Origin of the sequence: Streptomyces sp. NPDC059373 (assembly GCF_042751495.1) — a bacterium.
GTDB lineage: Bacteria > Actinomycetota > Actinomycetes > Streptomycetales > Streptomycetaceae > Actinacidiphila.
This window is the reverse complement of record NZ_JBHYXC010000022.1, coordinates 61,008-79,776: the sequence shown is the minus strand read 5'-3', so window position 1 is coordinate 79,776 and position 18,769 is coordinate 61,008. Positions and strand designations below refer to the sequence as shown.

19 protein-coding genes are annotated in these 18,769 nt (G+C 70.1%); 10 read left to right on the top strand and 9 right to left on the bottom strand.

What is annotated here, in order from left to right; genetic code table 11:
• Nucleotides 1-113 precede the first annotated feature (113 nt).
• The 4 genes from ACFXJ5_RS26185 to ACFXJ5_RS26170 all read left to right on the top strand — a co-directional run bounded on the left by ACFXJ5_RS26185 (nt 114) and on the right by ACFXJ5_RS26170 (nt 5,628).
• Nucleotides 114-2,024 carry a hypothetical protein gene (locus ACFXJ5_RS26185; RefSeq protein WP_384635731.1) on the top strand — a complete coding sequence of 637 codons (1,911 nt, stop codon included), beginning with the start codon at nt 114-116 and terminating at the stop codon, nt 2,022-2,024.
• Between the two features lie 90 nt (nt 2,025-2,114).
• A complete protein-coding gene (locus ACFXJ5_RS26180) occupies nt 2,115-2,639 on the top strand; it encodes a PadR family transcriptional regulator (protein WP_384635728.1) in 525 nt (174 codons plus the stop codon).
• The gene (locus ACFXJ5_RS26175; protein ID WP_384635725.1) at nt 2,636-3,358 is read left to right on the top strand and encodes an ABC transporter ATP-binding protein; all 723 of its coding nucleotides are present in this window, start codon (nt 2,636-2,638) and stop codon (nt 3,356-3,358) included. Before ACFXJ5_RS26180 ends, ACFXJ5_RS26175 begins: the two co-directional genes overlap by 4 nt.
• On the top strand, nt 3,355-5,628 hold the full coding sequence (locus ACFXJ5_RS26170; protein WP_384635722.1) for an FtsX-like permease family protein: 2,274 nt from the start codon (nt 3,355-3,357) through the stop codon (nt 5,626-5,628). The genes ACFXJ5_RS26175 and ACFXJ5_RS26170 overlap by 4 nt, the downstream gene beginning before the upstream one ends.
• A gap of 96 nt (nt 5,629-5,724) precedes the next feature.
• On the opposite strand, the gene sodN is transcribed toward ACFXJ5_RS26170, so the two are convergent.
• Entirely contained in the window at nt 5,725-6,120 is a 396-nt protein-coding gene (gene sodN, locus ACFXJ5_RS26165) for a superoxide dismutase, Ni (protein ID WP_127358959.1), read from the bottom strand.
• A gap of 151 nt (nt 6,121-6,271) precedes the next feature.
• Here sodN and sodX point away from each other — a divergent pair, with 151 nt between their 5' ends.
• Nucleotides 6,272-6,694 (top strand): nickel-type superoxide dismutase maturation protease, encoded by a 423-nt coding sequence (gene sodX / locus ACFXJ5_RS26160; RefSeq protein ID WP_384635718.1) that lies wholly within the window; start codon nt 6,272-6,274, stop codon nt 6,692-6,694.
• Here the strand turns inward: sodX and ACFXJ5_RS26155 are convergent.
• Nucleotides 6,598-7,227 (bottom strand): CGNR zinc finger domain-containing protein, encoded by a 630-nt coding sequence (locus ACFXJ5_RS26155; protein ID WP_384635715.1) that lies wholly within the window; start codon nt 7,225-7,227, stop codon nt 6,598-6,600. The two genes, sodX and ACFXJ5_RS26155, sit on opposite strands and share 97 nt — an antisense overlap.
• Before the next feature lie 79 nt (nt 7,228-7,306).
• Between ACFXJ5_RS26155 and ACFXJ5_RS26150 the strand changes: the two genes are divergently transcribed.
• Nucleotides 7,307-8,056, top strand: coding sequence for a class I SAM-dependent methyltransferase (locus tag ACFXJ5_RS26150; RefSeq protein ID WP_384635712.1), 750 nt, complete (start codon nt 7,307-7,309; stop codon nt 8,054-8,056).
• A 75-nt stretch (nt 8,057-8,131) separates the two neighbouring features.
• Here ACFXJ5_RS26150 and ACFXJ5_RS26145 read toward each other — a convergent pair whose 3' ends face one another.
• Genes ACFXJ5_RS26145 through ACFXJ5_RS26135 form a run of 3 tightly spaced genes read right to left on the bottom strand, consistent with a single transcriptional unit; the run spans nt 8,132 to nt 10,818 of the window.
• Nucleotides 8,132-8,899 carry an amino acid ABC transporter ATP-binding protein gene (locus ACFXJ5_RS26145; protein WP_384635710.1) on the bottom strand — a complete coding sequence of 256 codons (768 nt, stop codon included), beginning with the start codon at nt 8,897-8,899 and terminating at the stop codon, nt 8,132-8,134.
• Entirely contained in the window at nt 8,896-9,846 is a 951-nt protein-coding gene (locus ACFXJ5_RS26140) for an amino acid ABC transporter permease (RefSeq protein WP_384635707.1), read from the bottom strand. Before ACFXJ5_RS26140 ends, ACFXJ5_RS26145 begins: the two co-directional genes overlap by 4 nt.
• A gap of 27 nt (nt 9,847-9,873) precedes the next feature.
• Complete coding sequence (locus ACFXJ5_RS26135; protein WP_384635704.1) at nt 9,874-10,818, bottom strand: ABC transporter substrate-binding protein; 945 nt, start codon at nt 10,816-10,818, stop codon at nt 9,874-9,876.
• A 497-nt stretch (nt 10,819-11,315) separates the two neighbouring features.
• Between ACFXJ5_RS26135 and ACFXJ5_RS26130 the strand changes: the two genes are divergently transcribed.
• Nucleotides 11,316-12,518, top strand: a complete 1,203-nt coding sequence (locus ACFXJ5_RS26130) for an NADP-dependent malic enzyme (RefSeq protein ID WP_384635701.1) — start codon at nt 11,316-11,318, stop codon at nt 12,516-12,518.
• A 102-nt stretch (nt 12,519-12,620) separates the two neighbouring features.
• On the top strand, nt 12,621-13,583 hold the full coding sequence (locus ACFXJ5_RS26125) for a zinc-binding dehydrogenase (RefSeq protein WP_384635698.1): 963 nt from the start codon (nt 12,621-12,623) through the stop codon (nt 13,581-13,583).
• Here the strand turns inward: ACFXJ5_RS26125 and ACFXJ5_RS26120 are convergent.
• The 4 genes from ACFXJ5_RS26120 to ACFXJ5_RS26105 all read right to left on the bottom strand — a co-directional run bounded on the left by ACFXJ5_RS26120 (nt 13,573) and on the right by ACFXJ5_RS26105 (nt 15,958).
• Nucleotides 13,573-13,890 carry a hypothetical protein gene (locus tag ACFXJ5_RS26120; protein ID WP_384635695.1) on the bottom strand — a complete coding sequence of 106 codons (318 nt, stop codon included), beginning with the start codon at nt 13,888-13,890 and terminating at the stop codon, nt 13,573-13,575. The genes ACFXJ5_RS26125 and ACFXJ5_RS26120 overlap by 11 nt on opposite strands.
• Before the next feature lie 58 nt (nt 13,891-13,948).
• On the bottom strand, nt 13,949-14,830 hold the full coding sequence (locus tag ACFXJ5_RS26115) for a helix-turn-helix transcriptional regulator (protein WP_384635692.1): 882 nt from the start codon (nt 14,828-14,830) through the stop codon (nt 13,949-13,951).
• 1 nt (nt 14,831) lies between these two features.
• A complete protein-coding gene (locus ACFXJ5_RS26110) occupies nt 14,832-15,686 on the bottom strand; it encodes a DUF4097 domain-containing protein (protein ID WP_384635689.1) in 855 nt (284 codons plus the stop codon).
• 86 nt (nt 15,687-15,772) lie between these two features.
• Entirely contained in the window at nt 15,773-15,958 is a 186-nt protein-coding gene (locus tag ACFXJ5_RS26105) for a DUF6104 family protein (protein ID WP_384635686.1), read from the bottom strand.
• A gap of 147 nt (nt 15,959-16,105) precedes the next feature.
• Between ACFXJ5_RS26105 and ACFXJ5_RS26100 the strand changes: the two genes are divergently transcribed.
• Together ACFXJ5_RS26100 and ACFXJ5_RS26095 are read left to right on the top strand one after the other, a co-directional pair.
• On the top strand, nt 16,106-16,516 hold the full coding sequence (locus ACFXJ5_RS26100) for a CU044_2847 family protein (RefSeq protein ID WP_384635683.1): 411 nt from the start codon (nt 16,106-16,108) through the stop codon (nt 16,514-16,516).
• Nucleotides 16,517-16,523: 7 nt separating this feature from the next.
• Nucleotides 16,524-18,641, top strand: coding sequence for a VMAP-C domain-containing protein (locus ACFXJ5_RS26095; RefSeq protein ID WP_384635680.1), 2,118 nt, complete (start codon nt 16,524-16,526; stop codon nt 18,639-18,641).
• Nucleotides 18,642-18,769: the final 128 nt, after the last annotated feature.

Sequence of the window (18,769 nt, the reverse complement as noted above, 5' to 3'; positions counted from 1 at the left end):
ATTTCTGTCATGTCAACGGACAATCTGTGGATCTCCACCTTCGCCCTGTTGGTCAACTCCGCCGGTTGCTTCACTCGTCGGCGACTGTTGGCCCATCTTCGCGGAGGCACGCAATGACGCAGTTCACCCGACGCTCGGTCCTCGCCGCAGGGGGCGCCGCCGCCGCGGCGACCGTGCTGTGGACCCCGGCCGGCACCGCCGCTGCGGCCACGGCCACAGCCACGGCCCGCAAGATCTCGGTGGGGGCGGGGGAGACCAGGGAGATTGGCGAGACCACCCGCGTACAGCTCCTGACCATCGCCGAGGGCGGCGCGCTCACCGCCCCGGACGGCTACAGCCTGACGATGACCGTCAACGGCGTCGAGACGGGTTCGGTCCTGCCCTCGACCTTCGCCGCCGCCACCACGATCGCGCCCGGAACCTATTGGGGCGACATCGTGCTCACCGTGGCCACCGAGAACCCAGTGACCTGGTTCTCGCTCGTCTTCCCCCTCCGCCAGGGCCTGTACGTCGGTTCCGAGGGCGTCGTCAGGGGCAGCTCCGCCCTGGCCGGGGTGGTCGGCGGCAGGGTGACGGACACGTACGCGAAGGACATCGGCATCACCTCCGACGGCCAGGCCTACAACGGCGTCTACGTCAAGGACGGCACCTACACCCTGGTGCGTCCGCGGATCGCCTTCGACGGCAACGGCCGTTGCGACTTCGTCGGTTACGGCGCCGGCATCGTGGGCACCGGCACGGGCACCACGCTGGTCGTCGACGGCGCCGATATCAGCAACAGGGGCGCGGTCCGGCCGGCCGTCGTCGCCGACGACGGCGCCAACGTGATCGTCAAGAACTCCCGGATCCGGACCCGGAACGGCGTCCTGCCCGACGACTACCAGGCCTCCGTCTTCCCGCTCTACATGGAGTCGGCGCCCTGGATGCTCAGCATCTCCGGCAACAACCGCGCCACCAACTGCCTCGGCGCCAACACCAAAGCCACCTACATCAACTCCTCCATCACCTCGGAGGACTGGGGCGTCCTGTCCACCGACTCGGACACCAAGGCCCAGCTCACGGCCATCGCCAGCTCCCTCACCAACTCCGGCGACGACGGCTACGGAACGTACGCCGACGGCACCGCGACCGTCCGCTTCTACGGCTCCACCTTCGACGTCGCGACCTACGCGGCCATCAGCACCGGCGGCGGCGTCGTCTTCGGCGACAGCACCCACGCCACCGTCTCCCAGCTCAACGACGACCTGGAGCTCGGGCTGACCTCCCGCGAGCTCGCCGCCATCCCCGTCCGACGTACGACCATCAACTCCCGGCGCTTCGGCGTCATGTGGCACAGCAAGGGTGGCGGCTCCGTCGACATCAGCGGTGGCACCGTCCTCAACTCGGCGGAGACCACCTTCCTCGCCAAGGGTCAGCAGGTGGCCATCACCGTCGACGGCTCCGACGGTGCCCGCCTCAACCCCGGCAACGGCGTCCTCGTCCAGGTGATGGAGAACGACGACCCGGGGCCGGTCGTCACCGACGGCGTGCCCTACAACACCGGCGTCTACACCGAGCCCACCGGCGACCCCGACCGCGTGGAGAGTTTCGACGTCAGCGCGGTCCACGACGCCGACGTGACCGCCGCCTTCACCGACATCGCGCTGAAGGGCGACTTCTACAACGCCATGCGGAGCGGCAAGAACCTGGTCGTCACCCTCGCCAACTCCAGCCTCAGGGGCGTCATCACCGCCTCCCGGTCCCAGCACGCCGTCAGCCCCATCACCTCTGCGGAGTACCGGCAGCTGGGCGAAGTCACCAACATCCCGCAGGCCGCCGTCAACAACGGCGCTCTCGTCACCCTCGCCTCCGGCTCCCACTGGACCGTCACCGGCACCTCGTATCTCACCAAGCTCGTCATCGCCTCCGACGCCGCCCTCGACGCACCCGCGGGCCGCACCCTGACCCTGACGGTCGACGGCACCGCCACCGCCGTCACGCCGGGCAGCGGCCACACCGGCGCGCTCGTCCTGACGGTCGCATAGCGCTGCGCCCGGCTCCCGCTCCGGCCCGCTCCAGCATCGTAGCCACTCAGTGTATAGACGCGGGGTATACGCTGAGGGTACGTTGACGTCATGAGTGTTCCCCTTACCCTGCTGGGCCTGCTCGAGCGAGAGCCGAGCCACGGCTATGACCTCAAACGCGACTACGACGCCGTGTTCGGGCGCGGCAAACCACTCCCGTCCGGGCAGGTCTACGCGACCCTCGGCCGACTGGCCCGGGACGGAAAGGTGGTGGTGGGCGAGGCGGAGGCGGGAGCCGGCCCCGACCGCAAGCGGTACGTCATCACCGAGCAGGGAGCGACCGAGTTCGAGGCCTGGCTCACCGAGCCGGTGGAGGCCGAACCGCACCTGCAGACGGTGCTGTTCGCCAAGGTCGTGCTGGCGCTGATGCTCGGCCGCGACGCGGCGCGCTACCTCGACACCCAACGGGCCGCCCACCTGCGCCGGATGCGCGAGCTGATGGAGGTCAAGCGGGCCGGCGGCATGGTCGACGCGCTCCTCGCCGACCACGGCCTGTTCCACCTCGAATCGGATCTGCGGTGGATCGACCTGACCGCCGCCCGTCTCGACGCCCTCGCGGAGGCGGTGCGGCCATGAACGCCGACAGCCTTCCCGCGGACCCCGGTTCCCCGAGCCATGTCTTCGAGGCGCGTGACGTCGTGCTGTCGTTCGGCCAGACCCCCGCGCTCCAGGGCGCCGGCCTGACGGTGGCCGCCGGAGAGATCCTGGCCATCATGGGCCCGAGCGGTTCGGGCAAGACGACGCTGCTGCACTGCCTGGCCGGGATCCTCACCCCCGACTCCGGTGAGATCCACTTCGCGGGCCGCCGGCTCGACACCATGAGCGAGACCGAGCGCAGCGTCCTGCGCCGGGACCGCTTCGGCTTCGTCTTCCAGTTCGGGCAGCTCGTGCCCGAGTTGACCGCCGAGGAGAACATCGCGCTGCCGCTGCTGCTCGGCGGCACCCGACGGACGGCCGCGCTGAAAGCCGCCGGAGAGTGGTTCGAGCGGCTCGGCCTGGAAGGCCTGCAACGCCGCCGGTCCGGGGAGCTGTCCGGGGGGCAGGCGCAACGCGTCGCGCTCGCCCGGGGCCTGGTCGCGCGCCCGGAGGTGCTGTTCGCCGACGAGCCGACCGGATCGCTCGACTCCCTCACCGGCGAGCACGTCATGGACCTGCTGGTCGCCGCCGCGCGTGAGCAGGGCACCACCGTCATCGTGGTCACCCACGAGCCCAGGGTGGCCGCGTACACCGACCGCGAGGTCATCGTCCGCGACGGAAAAGTGAGTTCGTTCTCGGCCGACCGGGTGGGTTCATGATCTCCTTCGGCCTGCGCCTCACCCTGCGCGGCGGCAGAGAGGCCGTCGCCCGCCTCATCGTCACCGCCGCCGCCGTGGCCCTCGGAGTCGGCCTGTTACTGGTCACCCTGGCGGCCGTCAACGGCGTCAACACGCAGAACGCCCGCTACGCCTGGCTCAACTCAGGCGCGCGCGGAGCCACCGCCGCCGGCGTCAAACCGTCACCCGATCCGCTGTGGGGCACACTCAGCGCCGACCTCTACGACGGCAAGAGCATCATCCGGGTCGACGTCGCCGCCACCGGGCCCGAGTCACCGGTCCCGCCGGGCATCCCGCGGCTGCCCGGGCCAGGGCAGTACTACGCCTCACCGGCCCTCAGCGCACTGCTGCGCTCCGCGCCGGCCGCCGAACTCGGCGACCGATACGCCGGAAGCCAGGTCGGCACGATCGGCGCGGCGGCGCTCCCGGGCCCGGACTCCCTGATCGTCATCGTCGGCCACACCGTCGACGAGCTGTCGCACCTACCCGACGCGGCGCTGGTCACCAGCATCGCCACCCAGTCCCCCGGCAGTTGCTCGAATTGCCAGAACGGCACCCGGGCGTCCGGCATCGACCTGATCCTCTCCGTCACCTCGGCAGCGCTGCTCTTCCCCGTACTCATCTTCATCGGCACAGCCACCCGGCTCGCCGCCGCCCGCCGGGAGCAGCGCTTCGCCGCGATGCGCCTGGTCGGTGCGACGCCCCGGCAGGTCTCCGTGGTCTCGGCCGTCGAGTCGACCGTCGCCGCCGTCGCCGGTACGGCCATCGGCTTCGGCCTGTTCTTCCTCTTCCGGGTGCCGCTGGCGGCGGCTCCCTTCACCGGCGTGCGGTTCTACCCGGATGACCTGTCGCTCAACCCGGCCGACATCCTGCTCGTCGCCGTCGGCGTCCCGCTGGCGGCGGCGGCCGCTGCGCGGCTGGCGCTGCGACGCGTACGGATCTCCCCGCTGGGCGTGAGCCGACGGGTCACGCCGCGCGCTCCCCGGGCGTACCGGCTGATCCCGCTGGCCGCCGGGATCGGCGAACTCAGCTACTTCGTCGGCAGGCATCCCGCCACCACCGACGGCCAGATCCGGGCGTATCTCAGCGGAATCTTCCTGATGATGGCCGGCCTGGTCATCGCCGGACCGTGGCTCACCATGATGGGCGCCCGGGTCATGGCCCGCCGCACCAACCGGCCCGCGACGCTCATCGCCGGGCGGCGCCTCGCGGACAACCCGCAGGCCGGCTTCCGCGCCATCAGCGGGCTCGTCCTCGCCCTCTTCGTCACCAGCACAGCCGTCGGGGTGATCACCACGGAGGTCGCCGAACGCGGCGTCCCGCACGGCACCGCGGCCGCCAGGAGCACCGTGATGGCCGACTTCTCCCGCGGCTGGACCACCGTCCCGGGTGTGCCGAGGTCGTCCATCCCGCCGATCGCGGACCCGGTCCTGGCCGGGCTGCGCTCGATCCCCGGCGTCAACGGTGTGCTGCTGATCCACACCAATCCCCTCGGCACCAAGATCGACCTCGGCGGCCCCGTGCCCACCGTGGCCGGACTCGTCTCGTGCCGCCAGCTCACCGCCATACCGGACTTCGGCCACTGCGCCGCCGGGACCGACGTGGCCTCGGTCCCCCCGAACTTCGTCTTCGACTCGGAAACCGCCCCCGACCAGTACCCCTCGGGCTGGCCCGCCGCCCGCCTCTCCTCCGCGGCACTCGACAAGATCCCGGTCCAGACGCTCATCGTCGGCACGAACGGATCGACATCGGTGATCGAGCAGGTGAGAACCGCCCTCACCGTCGCCTTCCCCCACCAGCAGCAGCCACCCGCCACCACCGCGGAGCGCCGGGCCTCCACGGACACGGCCCAACTGCTCAACGGCTACCAGCAACTGGCCGGCGTCGTCATCATCGTCAGCCTCTGCATCGCCGGCTGCAGCCTCGCCGTGAGCGTCGTCGCCGGCCTCAACGACCGCAAACGCCCCTTCAGCCTGCTGCGCCTCACCGGCGTCCAACTCGGCACGCTGCGCCGCATCATCGCCCTGGAGACCGCCGTTCCGCTCCTCGTCAGCGCGGTGGTCGCGACCACCAGCGGCTTCCTGGCCGCCAAGCTGTTCCTCAAGTCCCAGCAGAACTACTCGCTCCGACCACCAGGAGCCGAGTACTACATCACGGTCCTCGCAGGCCTCGCCGTCTCCCTCGGCGTCATCGCCCTGACCCTCCCCCTGCTCAAGCGGATCACCGGGCCGGAAACCGCCAGGAACGAATAACCACAGGAACGAATGACAAAAGCCCGCGCCCGGCTCGTCAGGACTCCGTGGTCGGTGTCCTGCGGGCCGGGCGCGGGCCCGCGTTCTCTGCCGGAATCAGGCCTTCTTGGTCTCCCAGAAGATCTTGTCGATTTCGGCGATCAGGTCGAGGGCCTTCTGGCCGGTCGCCGGGTCGGTCGACGCCTTGGCGGCGCTGAGCGCCTTCAGGGTGTCGTTGACCAGCGTGCTGAGCTGGGGGTACTTCTCGAAGTGCGGGGCCTTGAAGTAGTCGCTCCAGAGCACCGAGACGTGGTGCTTGGCCAGCTCCGCGCGCTGCTCCTTGATGACGATGGCGCGGGCGCGGAAGTGCGGGTCCTCGTTGGCCTGGTACTTCTCCTGGACCGCCTTGACGGACTCGGCCTCGATACGGGCCTGGGCCGGGTCGTAGACGCCGCAGGGCAGGTCGCAGTGGGCGCTGACCTTAACCTTGGGCGCGAACAGGCGAGTGAACATGGCTGTCCTTCCTCGTGATCGTCTTTCCAGATGGGAGATTACTCCCTGCCGGAGTCGTTTTCTCGGGTGCCCCTGGGTGCTTAGGACAAAAGTCTGGTGTCACTCTGGGTCTGGTGGAGGAAGGGACGAGGCAGGCGTGAGGAGGCGCGGCATGCGGGAGGGCAGGGCCAGGCTGCCGTTCCAGCTGGTCGAGGTGACGGGTCCGTCGATGCTGCCGACGCTGAAGAACGGCGACTGGCTGCTGATCCAGTACGTGAAGAGCCCGGATGTAGTCCGTGAGGGTGATGTCGTGGTGCTCCGGCACCCGCTTCAGCAGGATCTGCTGATCGTCAAGCGCGCTGTGGAGCGACGCGACGGCGGCTGGTGGGTGCTGGGGGACAACACGTTCGCGGAGAGCGACAGCCGTCAGTTCGGGACGGTGCCGGACGAGCTCGTACTGGCCCGGGGGCTGGGGCGGTTCAGGCCGCCGCTCGAGGTTCAGCGGTCGGTGGCCGGGGTGGCTTCGTGGGCGGTGTCGTGCGTGAGACCGCTGAGGGCGGACCGGTCGTTCTCGAGGCGTTTGCGGGCGCGGTAGGCGGCGACGTTCGCGCGGGTGGCGCAGCGGTCGGAGCAGTAGCGGCGTGAGCGGTTTGTCGATGTGTCGACGTACGCGTTCCGGCAGGGCGCGGCCTGGCAGATGCCGAGGCGGTCGACGCCGAGGTCGGTGAGCTGGAAGGCCAGGCCCATGCAGGCGGTCGCCGCGTAGGCGGCGGTGGCGTTGGCGGCGTGGTCGGCGAGGTGCATGTGCCAGTCGGGGCGGCCGCTCGCGTCCAGGTGCTGGTGGCCGGAGACCTGTGGGCTGACCGGGAATTCCAGGAGCAGGGCGTTGAGGAGGTCGACGGCCCGGACCTCGTCGCCCTCGGCGGCGGCCTCGAAGACCCCGCGCAGGCGGGTGCGTACGGCGCGCAGGCGGTTGACGTCGGAGTCGACGGCGCGGGCGGCGGCCTGGGTGGACGGGCCGAAGAGGGCGCGTACGGCGTCGACGCTGGTGAGGGCGTCGGTGCCGCGAGCCGGCTCCTCGCTGTTCACCAGGCGCACAGCGTAGTCCGAGTAATAGGCCAGTTCCACTTGTAGTCCTTACGGGCGCGCTCTAGGGTGAGTAATGGCTGCTGTGGCTTTAAGGGTATTACGGCTGGAGGGGATCGTCATGCATGTCGCCGACTGGAAGACCTGGCAGGACAGCTGGGACCGGCAGCAGGAGTGGTACCTGCCCGACCGGGAGGAACGCTTCCGGGTGATGCTCGACATGGTGGAGGCCCTCGCCGGCCCCGAACCCAGGGTGCTGGACCTGGCGTGCGGCACCGGCAGTATCTCCGACCGGCTGCTGAAGCGCTTCCCGGGCGCCGTGTCGACCGGCCTCGACCTCGACCCTGCGCTGCTGACCATCGCGAGCGGCTACTTCGCGGGGGACCGGCGGGTCACCTTCGTCACCGTCGACCTGCACGACCCGCAGTGGCCGTCGAAGCTCCCGTACGGGACGTACGACGCCGTGCTGACCGCCACCGCCCTGCACTGGCTCAAGCCGGAGCCCCTCAAGGCGCTCTACGGACAGATCGCCGGCGTGCTGCGGGACGGCGGGGTTTTCATGAACGCCGACCACATGCCCGACCCCTCCACGCCACGCCTGAACGCCGCCGCCCGGGCGCACGACCGGGCCCGTCAGGAGCGCGAGAAGGCCGCCGGAGTCCTGACCTGGGAGGAGTGGTGGGCGACGGCCAAGGCCGACCCCGTGCTGGCCGAGCCGACGGCCCGGCGGTACGAGATCTACGGCGACCACGCGGACGGCGAGACGCACTCGGCGCAGTGGCACGCGGCGGCGCTGCGCGAGGCGGGCTTCGCGGAGGCGCGGCCGGTGTGGCGGTCGGTGACCGACGCGGTGGTGCTCGGGCTGAAGTGACGTAACGGGTAAGGGGCGGCACCCCATAGGTGCCGCCCCTTCATGCGCTTCTTTTCGCGCCGGATTCCTTGCGCGCTACAGGACCTTCGACAGGAAGGACCGGGTGCGGTCGTGCTGCGGGTTCGTCAGCACGTCGCGCGGATTGCCCGCCTCGACCACGACGCCGTCGTCCATGAAGACCAGGGCGTCGCCGACCTCGCGGGCGAAGCCCATCTCGTGGGTGACGACGACCATGGTCATGCCGTCCTCGGCCAGACCGCGCATGACGTCCAGGACGTCACCGACCAGCTCCGGGTCGAGGGCCGAGGTCGGCTCGTCGAAGAGCATCAGCTTCGGCTCCATCGCGAGCGCGCGGGCGATCGCGACCCGCTGCTGCTGGCCACCCGACAGCTGCGAGGGGTAGCTCTGCGCCTTGTCGGCCAGGCCCACGCGGTCCAGCAGCCGCTGGGCCCGCTCGCGGGCGACGGCCTTCGACTCGCGCTTGACCATGACCGGGGCTTCCATGACGTTCTCGAGCGCCGTCATGTGCGGGAAGAGGTTGAAGCGCTGGAACACCATGCCGATGTCCCGCCGCTTCGCGGCCACCTCGCGGTCCTTGAGCTCGTAGAGCTTGTCGCCCTTCTGCCGGTAGCCGACCAGCTCGCCGTCGACCGACAGCCGCCCGGAGTTGACCTTCTCCAGGTGGTTGATGCACCGCAGGAAGGTGGACTTGCCCGACCCCGAGGGGCCGATCAGGCAGAACACCTCCCGGGGTGCGACCTCCAGGTCGATCCCCTTGAGGATGTGGGCCAGGCCGAAGGACTTGTGCACGCCCTCCGCCTTGACCATGGGCTGAGTGCTCATGCGACGCCCCCTGCCGGACCAGTCGGACGGTTGCCCATGCCGAGCAGATTGACCTTGATGCGCTGGAGCGGAGTGGGCGGCAGGCTGCGCAGTGAGCCGCGCGCGAACCGGCGCTCCAGGTAGTACTGGCCGACGCTGAAGATGCTGGTCAGGATCAGGTACCAGACCGACGCGACGAAGAGCATCTCCATCACCGCGCCCGAGGTCGAGCCGATGTTGGAGGTGGCGCGCAGCAGCTCCACGTACTGCACGGCGGACACCAGCGACGAGGTCTTCAGCATGTTGATGAACTCGTTGCCGGTCGGCGGGATGATCACCCGCATCGCCTGCGGCAGCACGACCCGGCGCATGGTCTGACCGGCGGTCATGCCCAGGGCGTGCGAGGCCTCCGTCTGGCCCTCGTCGACGGACTGGATGCCCGCCCGGACGATCTCCGCCATGTACGCGCCCTCGTTCAGCCCGAGGCCCAGCAGGGCCACGACGAACGGGGTCATGACGTCGACCATCTCGTTCTTGTAGATGGGCCCGAGGTTCAGGTACTGGAAGATCAGCGCCAGGTTGAACCACATCAGCAGCTGTACGTACACCGGCGTGCCGCGGAAGAACCAGATGTACAGCCACGCCACTGCGCCCGTCACCGGGTTCTTCGACAGCCGCATCACGGCGAACAGCACGCCCAGCACCAGGCCGAGCAGCATCGAGGTGACGCTGATCAGGACGGTGTGCCAGAGGCCGGTGAGCACGGAGGTGTCGAAGAGCTTGTCCCCGACGGTCCCCCAGATGACGTTGCCCTGGGAGAAGGCGTAGACGAGCCAGGCGAGGAGGACGACCACGATGACGCCGCTGACCCAGCGGCCGTAGTGGCGCACCGGAATGGCACGGATGTCCTCGTAAGGCGTCGGGGCGTCGGCGGCGGGCCCAGGCGCCTTGTCGATCTTGTCAGTCACAGTGACTGCCCTTCTGCGGAACGCGGATCAGGAGCCGCCGTTGATGGCTGCCTTGGTGACGGCGCTGTTGGCCACGTCCCACTTCGCGAGAACCGCCTTGTAGGTGCCGTCGGCGATGATCGCGTCAACGGCGTCCTTGAGGGCGTCGCGCAGCTGGGTGTTGCTCTTGCTGGTCGCGATACCGAAGGGGCCCGCGCCGATCTGGTCACCGACGACGTCGAAGTCCTTGCCGCCGCCGGAGGTCTTGGCGAGGTAGGCGGCCACCGGATAGTCGTTGAGGTCGGCGACCGCGCCGCCGGCCTTGACCCGGGTCTGCGCCTCGGCGTCCGTGTCGTACGACTCGACGGTGAGCTTCTTCGAGCCGCACTTCTTGGCCTGGTCCTTGAAGGTGGTCTCGTAGATCGTGCCGCGCTGCACCGCGACGGTGTGGCCGCACACGTCGGCGAGGGCGTTGATGCCCGACGGGTTGCCCTTCTTGACCAGCAGCGAGACGCCGGACTCGAAGTAGTCGACGAAGTCGACGCCGGTGCCGATCTTCTTGCCGCTGTCGTCGAGGCCCTGCTGGCGTGCCTTGGTGTCGCTCATCGCGGACATGACGACGTCCTGGCGGCCGGTGTTCAGCGAGGTGATCAGGCCGTCGAAGGTGCCGCTCACGAACTCGAACTTCACGCCGAGCTGCTTGCCGAGCGCGGTGGCGATGTCGGGGTCGATACCCACGATCTTGCCGCTCTCGGTGTACTCCATGGGGGCGTAGGTGGCGTCGGTGCCGACCTTGATCACGCCGGACTTCTGGAACTTCGCGGGCAGCTTGCTGAACAGCGGAGCGTTCGAGGAGGAGGCGCTGGAAGTCGAGCTGCCCTTGTTGGTCTGGTCACCGCAGCCGGTGAGCAGCAGGGCACCTGCGACCGCGATGGCTCCGACCGCGGCGAAGCGGGGTGTGGCGGTCGAGCGACGGGTGGTGCTGGCGGTCATGCTGGTTCCTCCTGCGGAGTGGGGTAGCTCCCTGTGTCTCACACACGCGTTCGGGGTTCGCGACACCGTGTGATCTCAGGCATCTTGCCATCCGGACATGGGCGTTTAGGCGACCGGTTGTGTCAAAATCGGATAACGGGCGATCCCCGGGCTCCCGCCAGGCCGGTACACCAGGGCCGGACCGCGGTGGGGCCGTGTTGACAAGTTACGCGTATCACGTGCCGTATCCCGCTATTCGGACGCTTTGTCCCGCCAAGCGGCAATCCTCCCGAACTGCTCGTGCCGTCCTCGCGCGTTTACGACTCGTCAGCGGAAACGGTCTTCCGGTAGAACAGACCCTTACCCCTCATCCGGGGCCCAGGGCGTGCGTGCGGCACGCCTGGCAGTGCGCGTCGCGGGACCACTCGCATTCCTGTGGCTGTGCTTGCCGAGCCCACCTATCCCCTGTCGTAGGGGGTAGTACCCTCAGAGAGAATTTTAGACAAAGGGGTCAAAAAGTGGCAGCGGAGATTGTCAATCCTCGCACCGACAGCGACGGTCCTGAGAGCCCCGTCGATCCGGTGTTCGCCCTGCACCGCGGCGGCAAGATGGAGGTGTCCGCCACGGTGCCCGTGCGCGACGCCGACGACCTGTCGCTCGCCTACACGCCGGGTGTGGCCAAGGTGTGCAGCGCCATCGCCGAGCAGCCGGAGCTCGTCCACGAGTACACCTGGAAGTCGAACGTCGTGGCGGTCGTGACCGACGGCACCGCGGTGCTGGGCCTGGGCGACATCGGTCCCGAGGCCTCGCTTCCGGTGATGGAGGGCAAGGCGATCCTCTTCAAGCAGTTCGGCGGCGTCGACGCGGTGCCGATCGCGCTGGCGACGACCGACGTGGACGAGATCGTCGAGACCGTGGTGCGGCTCGCCCCGTCCTTCGGTGGAGTGAATCTCGAGGACATCTCGGCGCCGCGCTGCTTCGAGATCGAGCGCAAGCTGATCGACCGCCTGGACATCCCGGTCTTCCACGACGACCAGCACGGCACCGCCGTCGTGACGCTGGCCGCCCTGCGGAACTCCGTGCGGCTGACCGGGCGGTCGCTGGGCGAGCTGCGCGCGGTGATCTCGGGGGCCGGCGCGGCCGGGGTCGCGATCGCCAAGATCCTCGTCGAGGCCGGCATCGGCGACGTCGCCGTCACCGACCGCAAGGGCGTCGTCCACGCGGGCCGCGAGGACCTGAACTCCGCCAAGCGTGAGCTGGCTTCGTATACGAACCGGGCCGGCCTCACCGGCTCGCTCGAGGCCGCGCTGGACGGCGCCGACGTCTTCATCGGCGTCTCGGGCGGCACCGTGGCCGAGGAAGCGGTGGCCGGGATGGCCAAGGGCGCGTTCATCTTCGCGATGGCCAACCCCACGCCGGAGATCCACCCCGACGTCGCGCACAAGTACGCCGCCGTCGTCGCGACCGGACGCAGCGACTACCCGAACCAGATCAACAACGTGCTGGCCTTCCCCGGCATCTTCGCCGGCGCGCTCCAGGTGCGGGCGTCCCGGATCACGGAGGGCATGAAGATCGCGGCGGCGGAAGCCCTGGCCGCGGTCGTGGACGGCGAGCTGTCGGCGGACCGGGTCATCCCCTCGCCCTTCGACGAGCGGGTCGCCCCGGCGGTCACGGCGGCGGTCGCCGCCGCGGCCCGGGCCGAGGGCGTGGCCAGGCGCTAGGTGTTTTGACCCTGCGGGTCAAAACACCTAGCCGGGTGACGTACGTCGCTTCGCGGGGCGGGGCCTTCACGGGCACCGCTCCGCGCGGCTACGTTCAAGGTCATGTTCGCTGCCTACGCTGCCCGCATCGACCGTGACCAGCCGCTGAACGGCCTTGAGCTCGGGGAGCGTCCCGAACCCGGGCCCCGGCCCGGCTGGACGACCGTGAACGTCAAGGCGGCCTCGCTCAACCACCACGACCTGTGGTCCCTGCGCGGGGTCGGGCTGGGCGAGGAGAGCCTGCCGATGATCCTCGGCTGCGACGCGGCCGGCATCGACGAGGACGGCAACGAGGTCGTCCTGCACTCCGTCATCGGCCAGTCGGGCTACGGGGTGGGGCCGGACGAGCCCCGGTCCATTCTCACCGAGCGGTATCAGGGGACCTTCGCCGAGAAGGTGTCCGTGCCCAGCTGGAACGTACTGCGCAAGCCCAAGGAGCTGTCCTTCGAGCAGGCCGCCTGCCTGCCGACGGCATGGCTGACCGCGTATCGCATGCTCTTCACCAACGCCGGGGTACGGCCCGGGGATTCGGTCCTCGTGCAGGGCGCCGGCGGCGGCGTCGCGACCGCCGCGATCGTGCTGGGGAAGGCCGCCGGGCTCCGGGTCTTCGCGACCAGCCGCGACGAGGCGAAGCGCGCCCGGGCGGTCGAACTCGGCGCGGAGGCCGCCTTCGAGGCGGGTGCGCGGCTGCCGCACCGGGTCGACGCGGTCATCGAGACCGTCGGCGCGGCCACCTGGTCCCACTCGGTCAAGTCGCTGCGGCCGGGCGGCACGCTGGTCATCTCCGGCGCGACGTCCGGGCCGAGCCCGAAGTCCGCGGAGCTGAACCGGATCTTCTTCCTCGAGCTGAAGGTCGTCGGCTCCACGATGGGTACGAAGGACGAGCTCGAGGACCTGCTCAGCTTCTGCGCGGCGACCGGCGTCCGGCCCGTCATCGACTCCGTCTTCCCGCTCGACCGCGCCCGCGAGGGCTTCGAGAAGATGGAGGGCGGCGACCTCTTCGGAAAGGTCGTCCTCACCCTGTGAACGGCGGGGTGGGCAGCTTCCGGCGGCGTGCGCGCTGACCGGCCCAGCTGAGGCCGACGCCGACCACCACGCCCACGGCCCCGATGCCGGACAGCACCAGGCGCGTGCCCGGAGCGATGTGGACGGCCCGGGCGTAGGCCTGGAAGAGGACCATGAGCCCGAGCGGCAGCTGCCCGAGGCCCCACAGCCGGGGGCGGGGGGTCTGGCCGACGAGCCAGGGCAGCATCCGGCCGCTGGTCGCGGCCACCAGCCCGAGGCCGAGGACGAGCAGCGCGACGGCGCCCAGCAGAGCGGTCAGGATGTCCACGGGCTGATCATCGCACCGGGCGCCGGGGAGCTGTCCCCGGCGCCCGGTCAAGGGTCGGTCAGGATTTGCGCGTCCGCAGTACGACGCCGATGTGCGCCGCGGCCGTCGACAGATGGCGGCGGGCCTCGCGCAACTGCTCGGCGGTGACGCCGTGGTCGCGGGCGGCGTCACGTACGTCGTCGCGGAAGCGGTCGAGCAGCCGCTCGAGGTCGCGGGCCGGGTCGTCGCTCACCGGGGCGTCCTCCGAGGCCCAGTCGGGGGCCTCGGCGCCGGCCGGGTCGGGCTTCACATACCCCGGCCAGGGCGTCGAGCGCCCGAACTGGCCCAGCTCCCGGCTGAGTTCGGCCAGGCCCTCCTTGAGGCCGCCCTGCCAGTCGCCACGCTGGACGTGCTCCTGCACCTCGTCCTGCACCCGGCGGGCGATCCGCTGCACCTCGTCGCGTGCGAAGTCCTGCGCCTCCTTGGCCTGGCGCCGGGCGCTGCGGGCCTCCTCCTTGGCGCGGCGGGCCTGCTCCTTCCACTCCTGGTGGTCGGATGCCGGGCCGGGCTTCGTACGGGCCTGCTGGGCGGCGGCGCGGATCTCGCGGCGCAGGTCGCCGGCGGCGCCGCGTACGTCCTCGCGGATCTCGGCGGCGAGGAGGGAGACGGACTCGCGGATCTCGTTCTCCAGGTCGTCGATCTCGCCGGCGCGGGAGGCGAGTTCGGCGCGGCCGGCGTCGGTGATCGCGTAGACCTTGCGGCCGCCCTCGGTGGAGTGGGTGACCAGGCCCTCCTGCTCCAGCTTGGCCAGCCGCGGGTAGACGGTGCCGGCGGAGGGTGCGTACAGGCCCTGGAAACGCTCCTCCAGGAGCCGGATGACCTCGTAGCCGTGGCGCGGGCGCTCGTCGAGCAGCTTGAGCAGGTACAGGCGCAGGCGGCCGTGGGCGAAAACGGGGGGCATGTCAGGCGTCCTTCCGGAACGGGTCCGTATCGGCGGCGTCTTCGATCGGTGGCCGGCGCAGCAGCGCGATCGCCCCGGACACGGTCGTGGCCTTCAGCCGCGCCCCGCCCGACCCGATCCGCCCGGTGATCCGCTTGGCCCCCCACTGCCCGGTCACCCGCAGCTCGTCGAAGGCGCAACTCACCGCTCCGCTGGTGGTGTTGGCGTCCACCTCCGCGTCCCCCGGCTCCGGGATCCGGATCGCGATCTCCCCGGACACCGTCGTCAGCCGTACGTCGGCGGCGCCGCGCGGGTCCAGGTCAAGCACCATGTTGCCGCTCACCGAGTCCGCCTTGACGGCCGCCCCGCTGCCCTCCACCACGGTCAGGTCGCCGGACACGGTGTTGACCTTCAGGTCCCCGGACACGGCCTGTGCCTCCACGCCCCCGTTCACCGTCTCCGCGCTGGCCGGCCCGCTCAGGCCGACCAGCGCGATGTCCCCGTTCACCCCGCGTACCTGCGTACGTTCGGCGATCCCGGAGATCACCGCGCTCGCCCCGACGACCCCCACCGACACATGCGTCCGCTGCGGCACCGCCAGTGACACCACGGCGTGCCGCCGCCACCCCTTGCGGTCCAGCCACTTGAAGAGGCCCTTCCACGGCAGGTCCTCGTACGTCACCGTCAGCGTGCCGCCCTCGAGGCTCACGATCAGCGGCGGCCCCTCCAGCTCACTGACCTCCAGCCGCGCCGGACCCTCGTCGACACCGACGACGTTCACCGCACCGTTGACGATGCGGACGTGCAGGGTGTCGACCCCGCCCTCGAAGACCAGCTTGTCCGGCTCGGTGACGGACCATTCCGACGTGCCGCTCATTTCGCCCCTCCACGGGATGCGCCGACAACACAACATATCGCGTCTCTGATAGACACGATATATCGCGTGCGGCGGAAGTCAAGCGGCTACTCGTCGTCCTCGTCCTCGTCGTCGAGCCGGGCCAGCCAGGTCGCCAGCCGCTCCACCGGGATCTCGAACTCGGGGTTCAGGTCCACGAACTCCTGCAGACGGGCGGCCAGCCACTCGAAGGTGACCTCCTCCTCGCCACGCCGGCTCTCCAGCTCCTCGATGCCGCGGTCGGTGAAGTACAAGGGGTGCTCCGGAAGGGGTGGAAGGAAGACGTTTCGCCCGGTAAGGATAGGTGTAGTGGAGAACCTCTCGCGCCGTGCCGTCGCCGGGTCTAACCTGATCGTCCATCAGTGGGATCGGGGGATGTCATGGGGAACCGGGTGCAGAGGGTGCAGCTGCCTGGCGGGGCCGATGTACTGGCGAGGGTCACCGTCCTCGACGAGTACGAGACGGCGGGAGTCGACCGGGAGTACGGCGAGTACGAGGACGTGAGCGTCCTGGACGCGGTGGCCGCTCGTGTGGAGGGTCTGAAGGATTTGGTCACCGGGGTCGGCGAGGCTCTGCACCGGGCGGCGAGGGCGGCGGCTCCGGACGAGGTCAGCGCGACGTTCGGGATAGAGATCGGGCTGAAATCCGGGGTCGCCCTGGCTCTCCTGGCCGACGGAGAGGCCAAGACATCGATCGAGGTCACCCTCACCTGGCGGGACCGCCTGCGAGCGCCGGTCCCCCAGGAGCCCCCGTCGGAGCTCGAACAGACCCCCGCGCCGGGGCCTTTGGCGGACCCCGCACTGAACGCCTGATTCCCGCATGACGTTGAACGACCTGGTCAAAGCAGCGACAGTCAGTATCGGCCCGGCAGAAGGCGACAGCCTGCAGGGGCCGATGTGGGGGAGCGGGTTTTTTGTCGCGCCCGGGTGGGTGCTGACCTGCGCGCATGTTCTGCGGTGGCGCGGCGGCTGGCGGGGTGATCGGGAACTGCTGGTGTCCAATGGCGAGTTGACCGCCCGAGCTCGGGCAGCCTACTGCCTTCCGCACCCCGATGAGCATGACGCGGTCGCCGGCGAGCCGGACCTCGCGCTGTTACGGCTGCTCGACCCGGTGCCCGAACACGAATGTGTGTGGCTGTCCGACCGGACAGATCCGCCGCTCGGCGAGGCCGACGTCAAGGTCATGGCACACGGCTGGTACCCCGGCGAGGCGAAAGGCGGCTCGGGCAAGCCGCTTCGATGGAGCGGTGTGTGCGAGATCAACGGCAACGAGGGGGACTACGGTCTGGGGCTCGGCCCGCAGCGCGAGATCCCGCACGGTGCCTCCGGTGGCCCGGTCGTCGACCTGGTCCGCGGCGCGGTGGTCGGCGTGGTGAGGAAACAGCGCGCGAACCGGGATGGCGGGCTGTCGGTTGCCACGACCGCCCTCAGGGAGCTGTCCTCGGCCGCTTCCCTGGACGGGGAGGAGTGGCTCGGCCCCGATCCGTACCAAGGCCTCATACACGCGCACGACACCTGGCATCACCGGGACAGCTCACGGAACGCCTGGGGCACCGTGCAGGCGGGACTGCCGGGCAACCGCCTGGCGGACAACCCGTTGCTGTGGGCGCCCGCTGACCGGATCACCGCATTCGGCCTGCTCGCCGCGCTGCCCCCGCCCCGTTCGCCGAGCGAGGTCGTGCGGGCCCTCGACTCGGCGCGGGGCGAGGTACAACCCCGCCCCGCGGTTGCGCCGCGCGCGTGGCGGGACGGTCACGGGCTCCTGTACGAGCGGCAGCATCCGGTGGAGGCCTTCGCCTTTCTGCTCTATCTGTGCAACGCGGCGGCGGCATCGGGCCCGCACAGCCCTCATGCCACCAGGTCGGTCGAGCTCTGGGTACGCAAGCGGGCGAAAGGACTTCCCACGGACATGCGGCAGTTCCTGTGGGCCCTGGTCCCGCGGACCGCCCCCGTGCCGGTACCCGCACCCGCCTCCGAATCGGCGCCCGGGCCGGAGCCCGCACCCGTGGTCGCTCAGCGGCGGCCGGTGGTGGGAGTCGCCCTGGGCATTGCCGTACGGGACGAGGAGCCGCCGTACACGGGACCAGCGGTGGTGCTCGAACTGGAACAGGTCTGGTGGCAGACGTCCGGTCACGTCTACTGGCACATCTGGGTGCTGCGAGACGGGGACGATCCCGAACTGATCACCGCCAGGACGACCGGCGAAGGGGTGGCGATCGAAGACCTGCCGGGCGATCTGCGACGGCCGCTGTCCAGGCTCTTCTTCCTTCTGGACCAGGGCAGCGGGCGGCCGTGCCCGCTCCATATAGCACTGCCGGTAGACCATTTCGACACGCCGGTGCACCTGTGGCAGCTCGCCGACGTCGTGCGCACGTTCCGGCGCGGCGACCTCTCCCATCAGCCGCTCGGCGTGCAACGGCCGGTGACGGTGCGCAGAGCCCCGGTGCGCGGTGCGCCGGTCAGCGCGTCCGTCCCCGGCCCCAGGCCCGAGCGGTGGCCGGCCGTGGATCCCGGCAATCTGCGGGCCCTCGCTGTGCCGCCGCCGGGCCATCGGCTGAGCTATCGCGAGATCGAGGGAGCTCCCCCGGCAGCTGTTCCGGTGCTGTGCCGCCCGGTGAGCCGCGGACCGGGGCGCGAGGCGCTGAACCTGCTGCTGGAGGCCGGGCACCGCGTTGCCCTCTGGCGTATCGAGCCACATCCGCCCGGTGACTGCGGGCCCGGGTGTGACGACTTCCGCAGGGGAACCACCGAACTGCTCAACCGGGCCACCACCCTCAACGCTCTGCCCGAATTCGTGCGCAGCCTCAGGGAATTGGTGTATCGATCCGATGGACAGGACGGTGAGAGCAGCCATTGGGTGGACGGTTTGGCGCTGATGTTCGACGACCCGGGGCGAGCGATTCCGGTACTTCCGGGCGGCACCCTGGACTCGCCATGAGAACGTCGATCGCGCGGTTGTGGACAGGCCCGTGGGCAGGCCCGTGGGCAGGCCGAAAACGATCCTCAACTGAACTGGGCTCCGGTACAGTTGGAAGGTCGCCCACAAGTACGTTCCGCCCCGTCATC

Bases quoted from the DNA above. Each gene is read 5' to 3' on its own strand.
- ACFXJ5_RS26180 (WP_384635728.1), top strand. From the start codon at position 2,115: ATGAGTGTTCCCCTTACCCTGCTGGGCCTGCTCGAGCGAGAGCCGAGC.
- sodN (WP_127358959.1), bottom strand. From the start codon at position 6,120: ATGTTCACTCGCCTGTTCGCGCCCAAGGTTAAGGTCAGCGCCCACTGC.
- ACFXJ5_RS26145 (WP_384635710.1), bottom strand. From the start codon at position 8,899: ATGAGCACTCAGCCCATGGTCAAGGCGGAGGGCGTGCACAAGTCCTTC.
- ACFXJ5_RS26135 (WP_384635704.1), bottom strand. From the start codon at position 10,818: ATGACCGCCAGCACCACCCGTCGCTCGACCGCCACACCCCGCTTCGCC.
- ACFXJ5_RS26125 (WP_384635698.1), top strand. From the start codon at position 12,621: ATGTTCGCTGCCTACGCTGCCCGCATCGACCGTGACCAGCCGCTGAAC.
- sodX (WP_384635718.1), top strand. From the start codon at position 6,272: ATGCGGGAGGGCAGGGCCAGGCTGCCGTTCCAGCTGGTCGAGGTGACG.
- ACFXJ5_RS26170 (WP_384635722.1), top strand. From the start codon at position 3,355: ATGATCTCCTTCGGCCTGCGCCTCACCCTGCGCGGCGGCAGAGAGGCC.
- ACFXJ5_RS26150 (WP_384635712.1), top strand. From the start codon at position 7,307: ATGCATGTCGCCGACTGGAAGACCTGGCAGGACAGCTGGGACCGGCAG.
- ACFXJ5_RS26115 (WP_384635692.1), bottom strand. From the start codon at position 14,830: ATGCCCCCCGTTTTCGCCCACGGCCGCCTGCGCCTGTACCTGCTCAAG.
- ACFXJ5_RS26095 (WP_384635680.1), top strand. From the start codon at position 16,524: ATGACGTTGAACGACCTGGTCAAAGCAGCGACAGTCAGTATCGGCCCG.
- ACFXJ5_RS26185 (WP_384635731.1), top strand. From the start codon at position 114: ATGACGCAGTTCACCCGACGCTCGGTCCTCGCCGCAGGGGGCGCCGCC.
- ACFXJ5_RS26175 (WP_384635725.1), top strand. From the start codon at position 2,636: ATGAACGCCGACAGCCTTCCCGCGGACCCCGGTTCCCCGAGCCATGTC.
- ACFXJ5_RS26110 (WP_384635689.1), bottom strand. From the start codon at position 15,686: ATGAGCGGCACGTCGGAATGGTCCGTCACCGAGCCGGACAAGCTGGTC.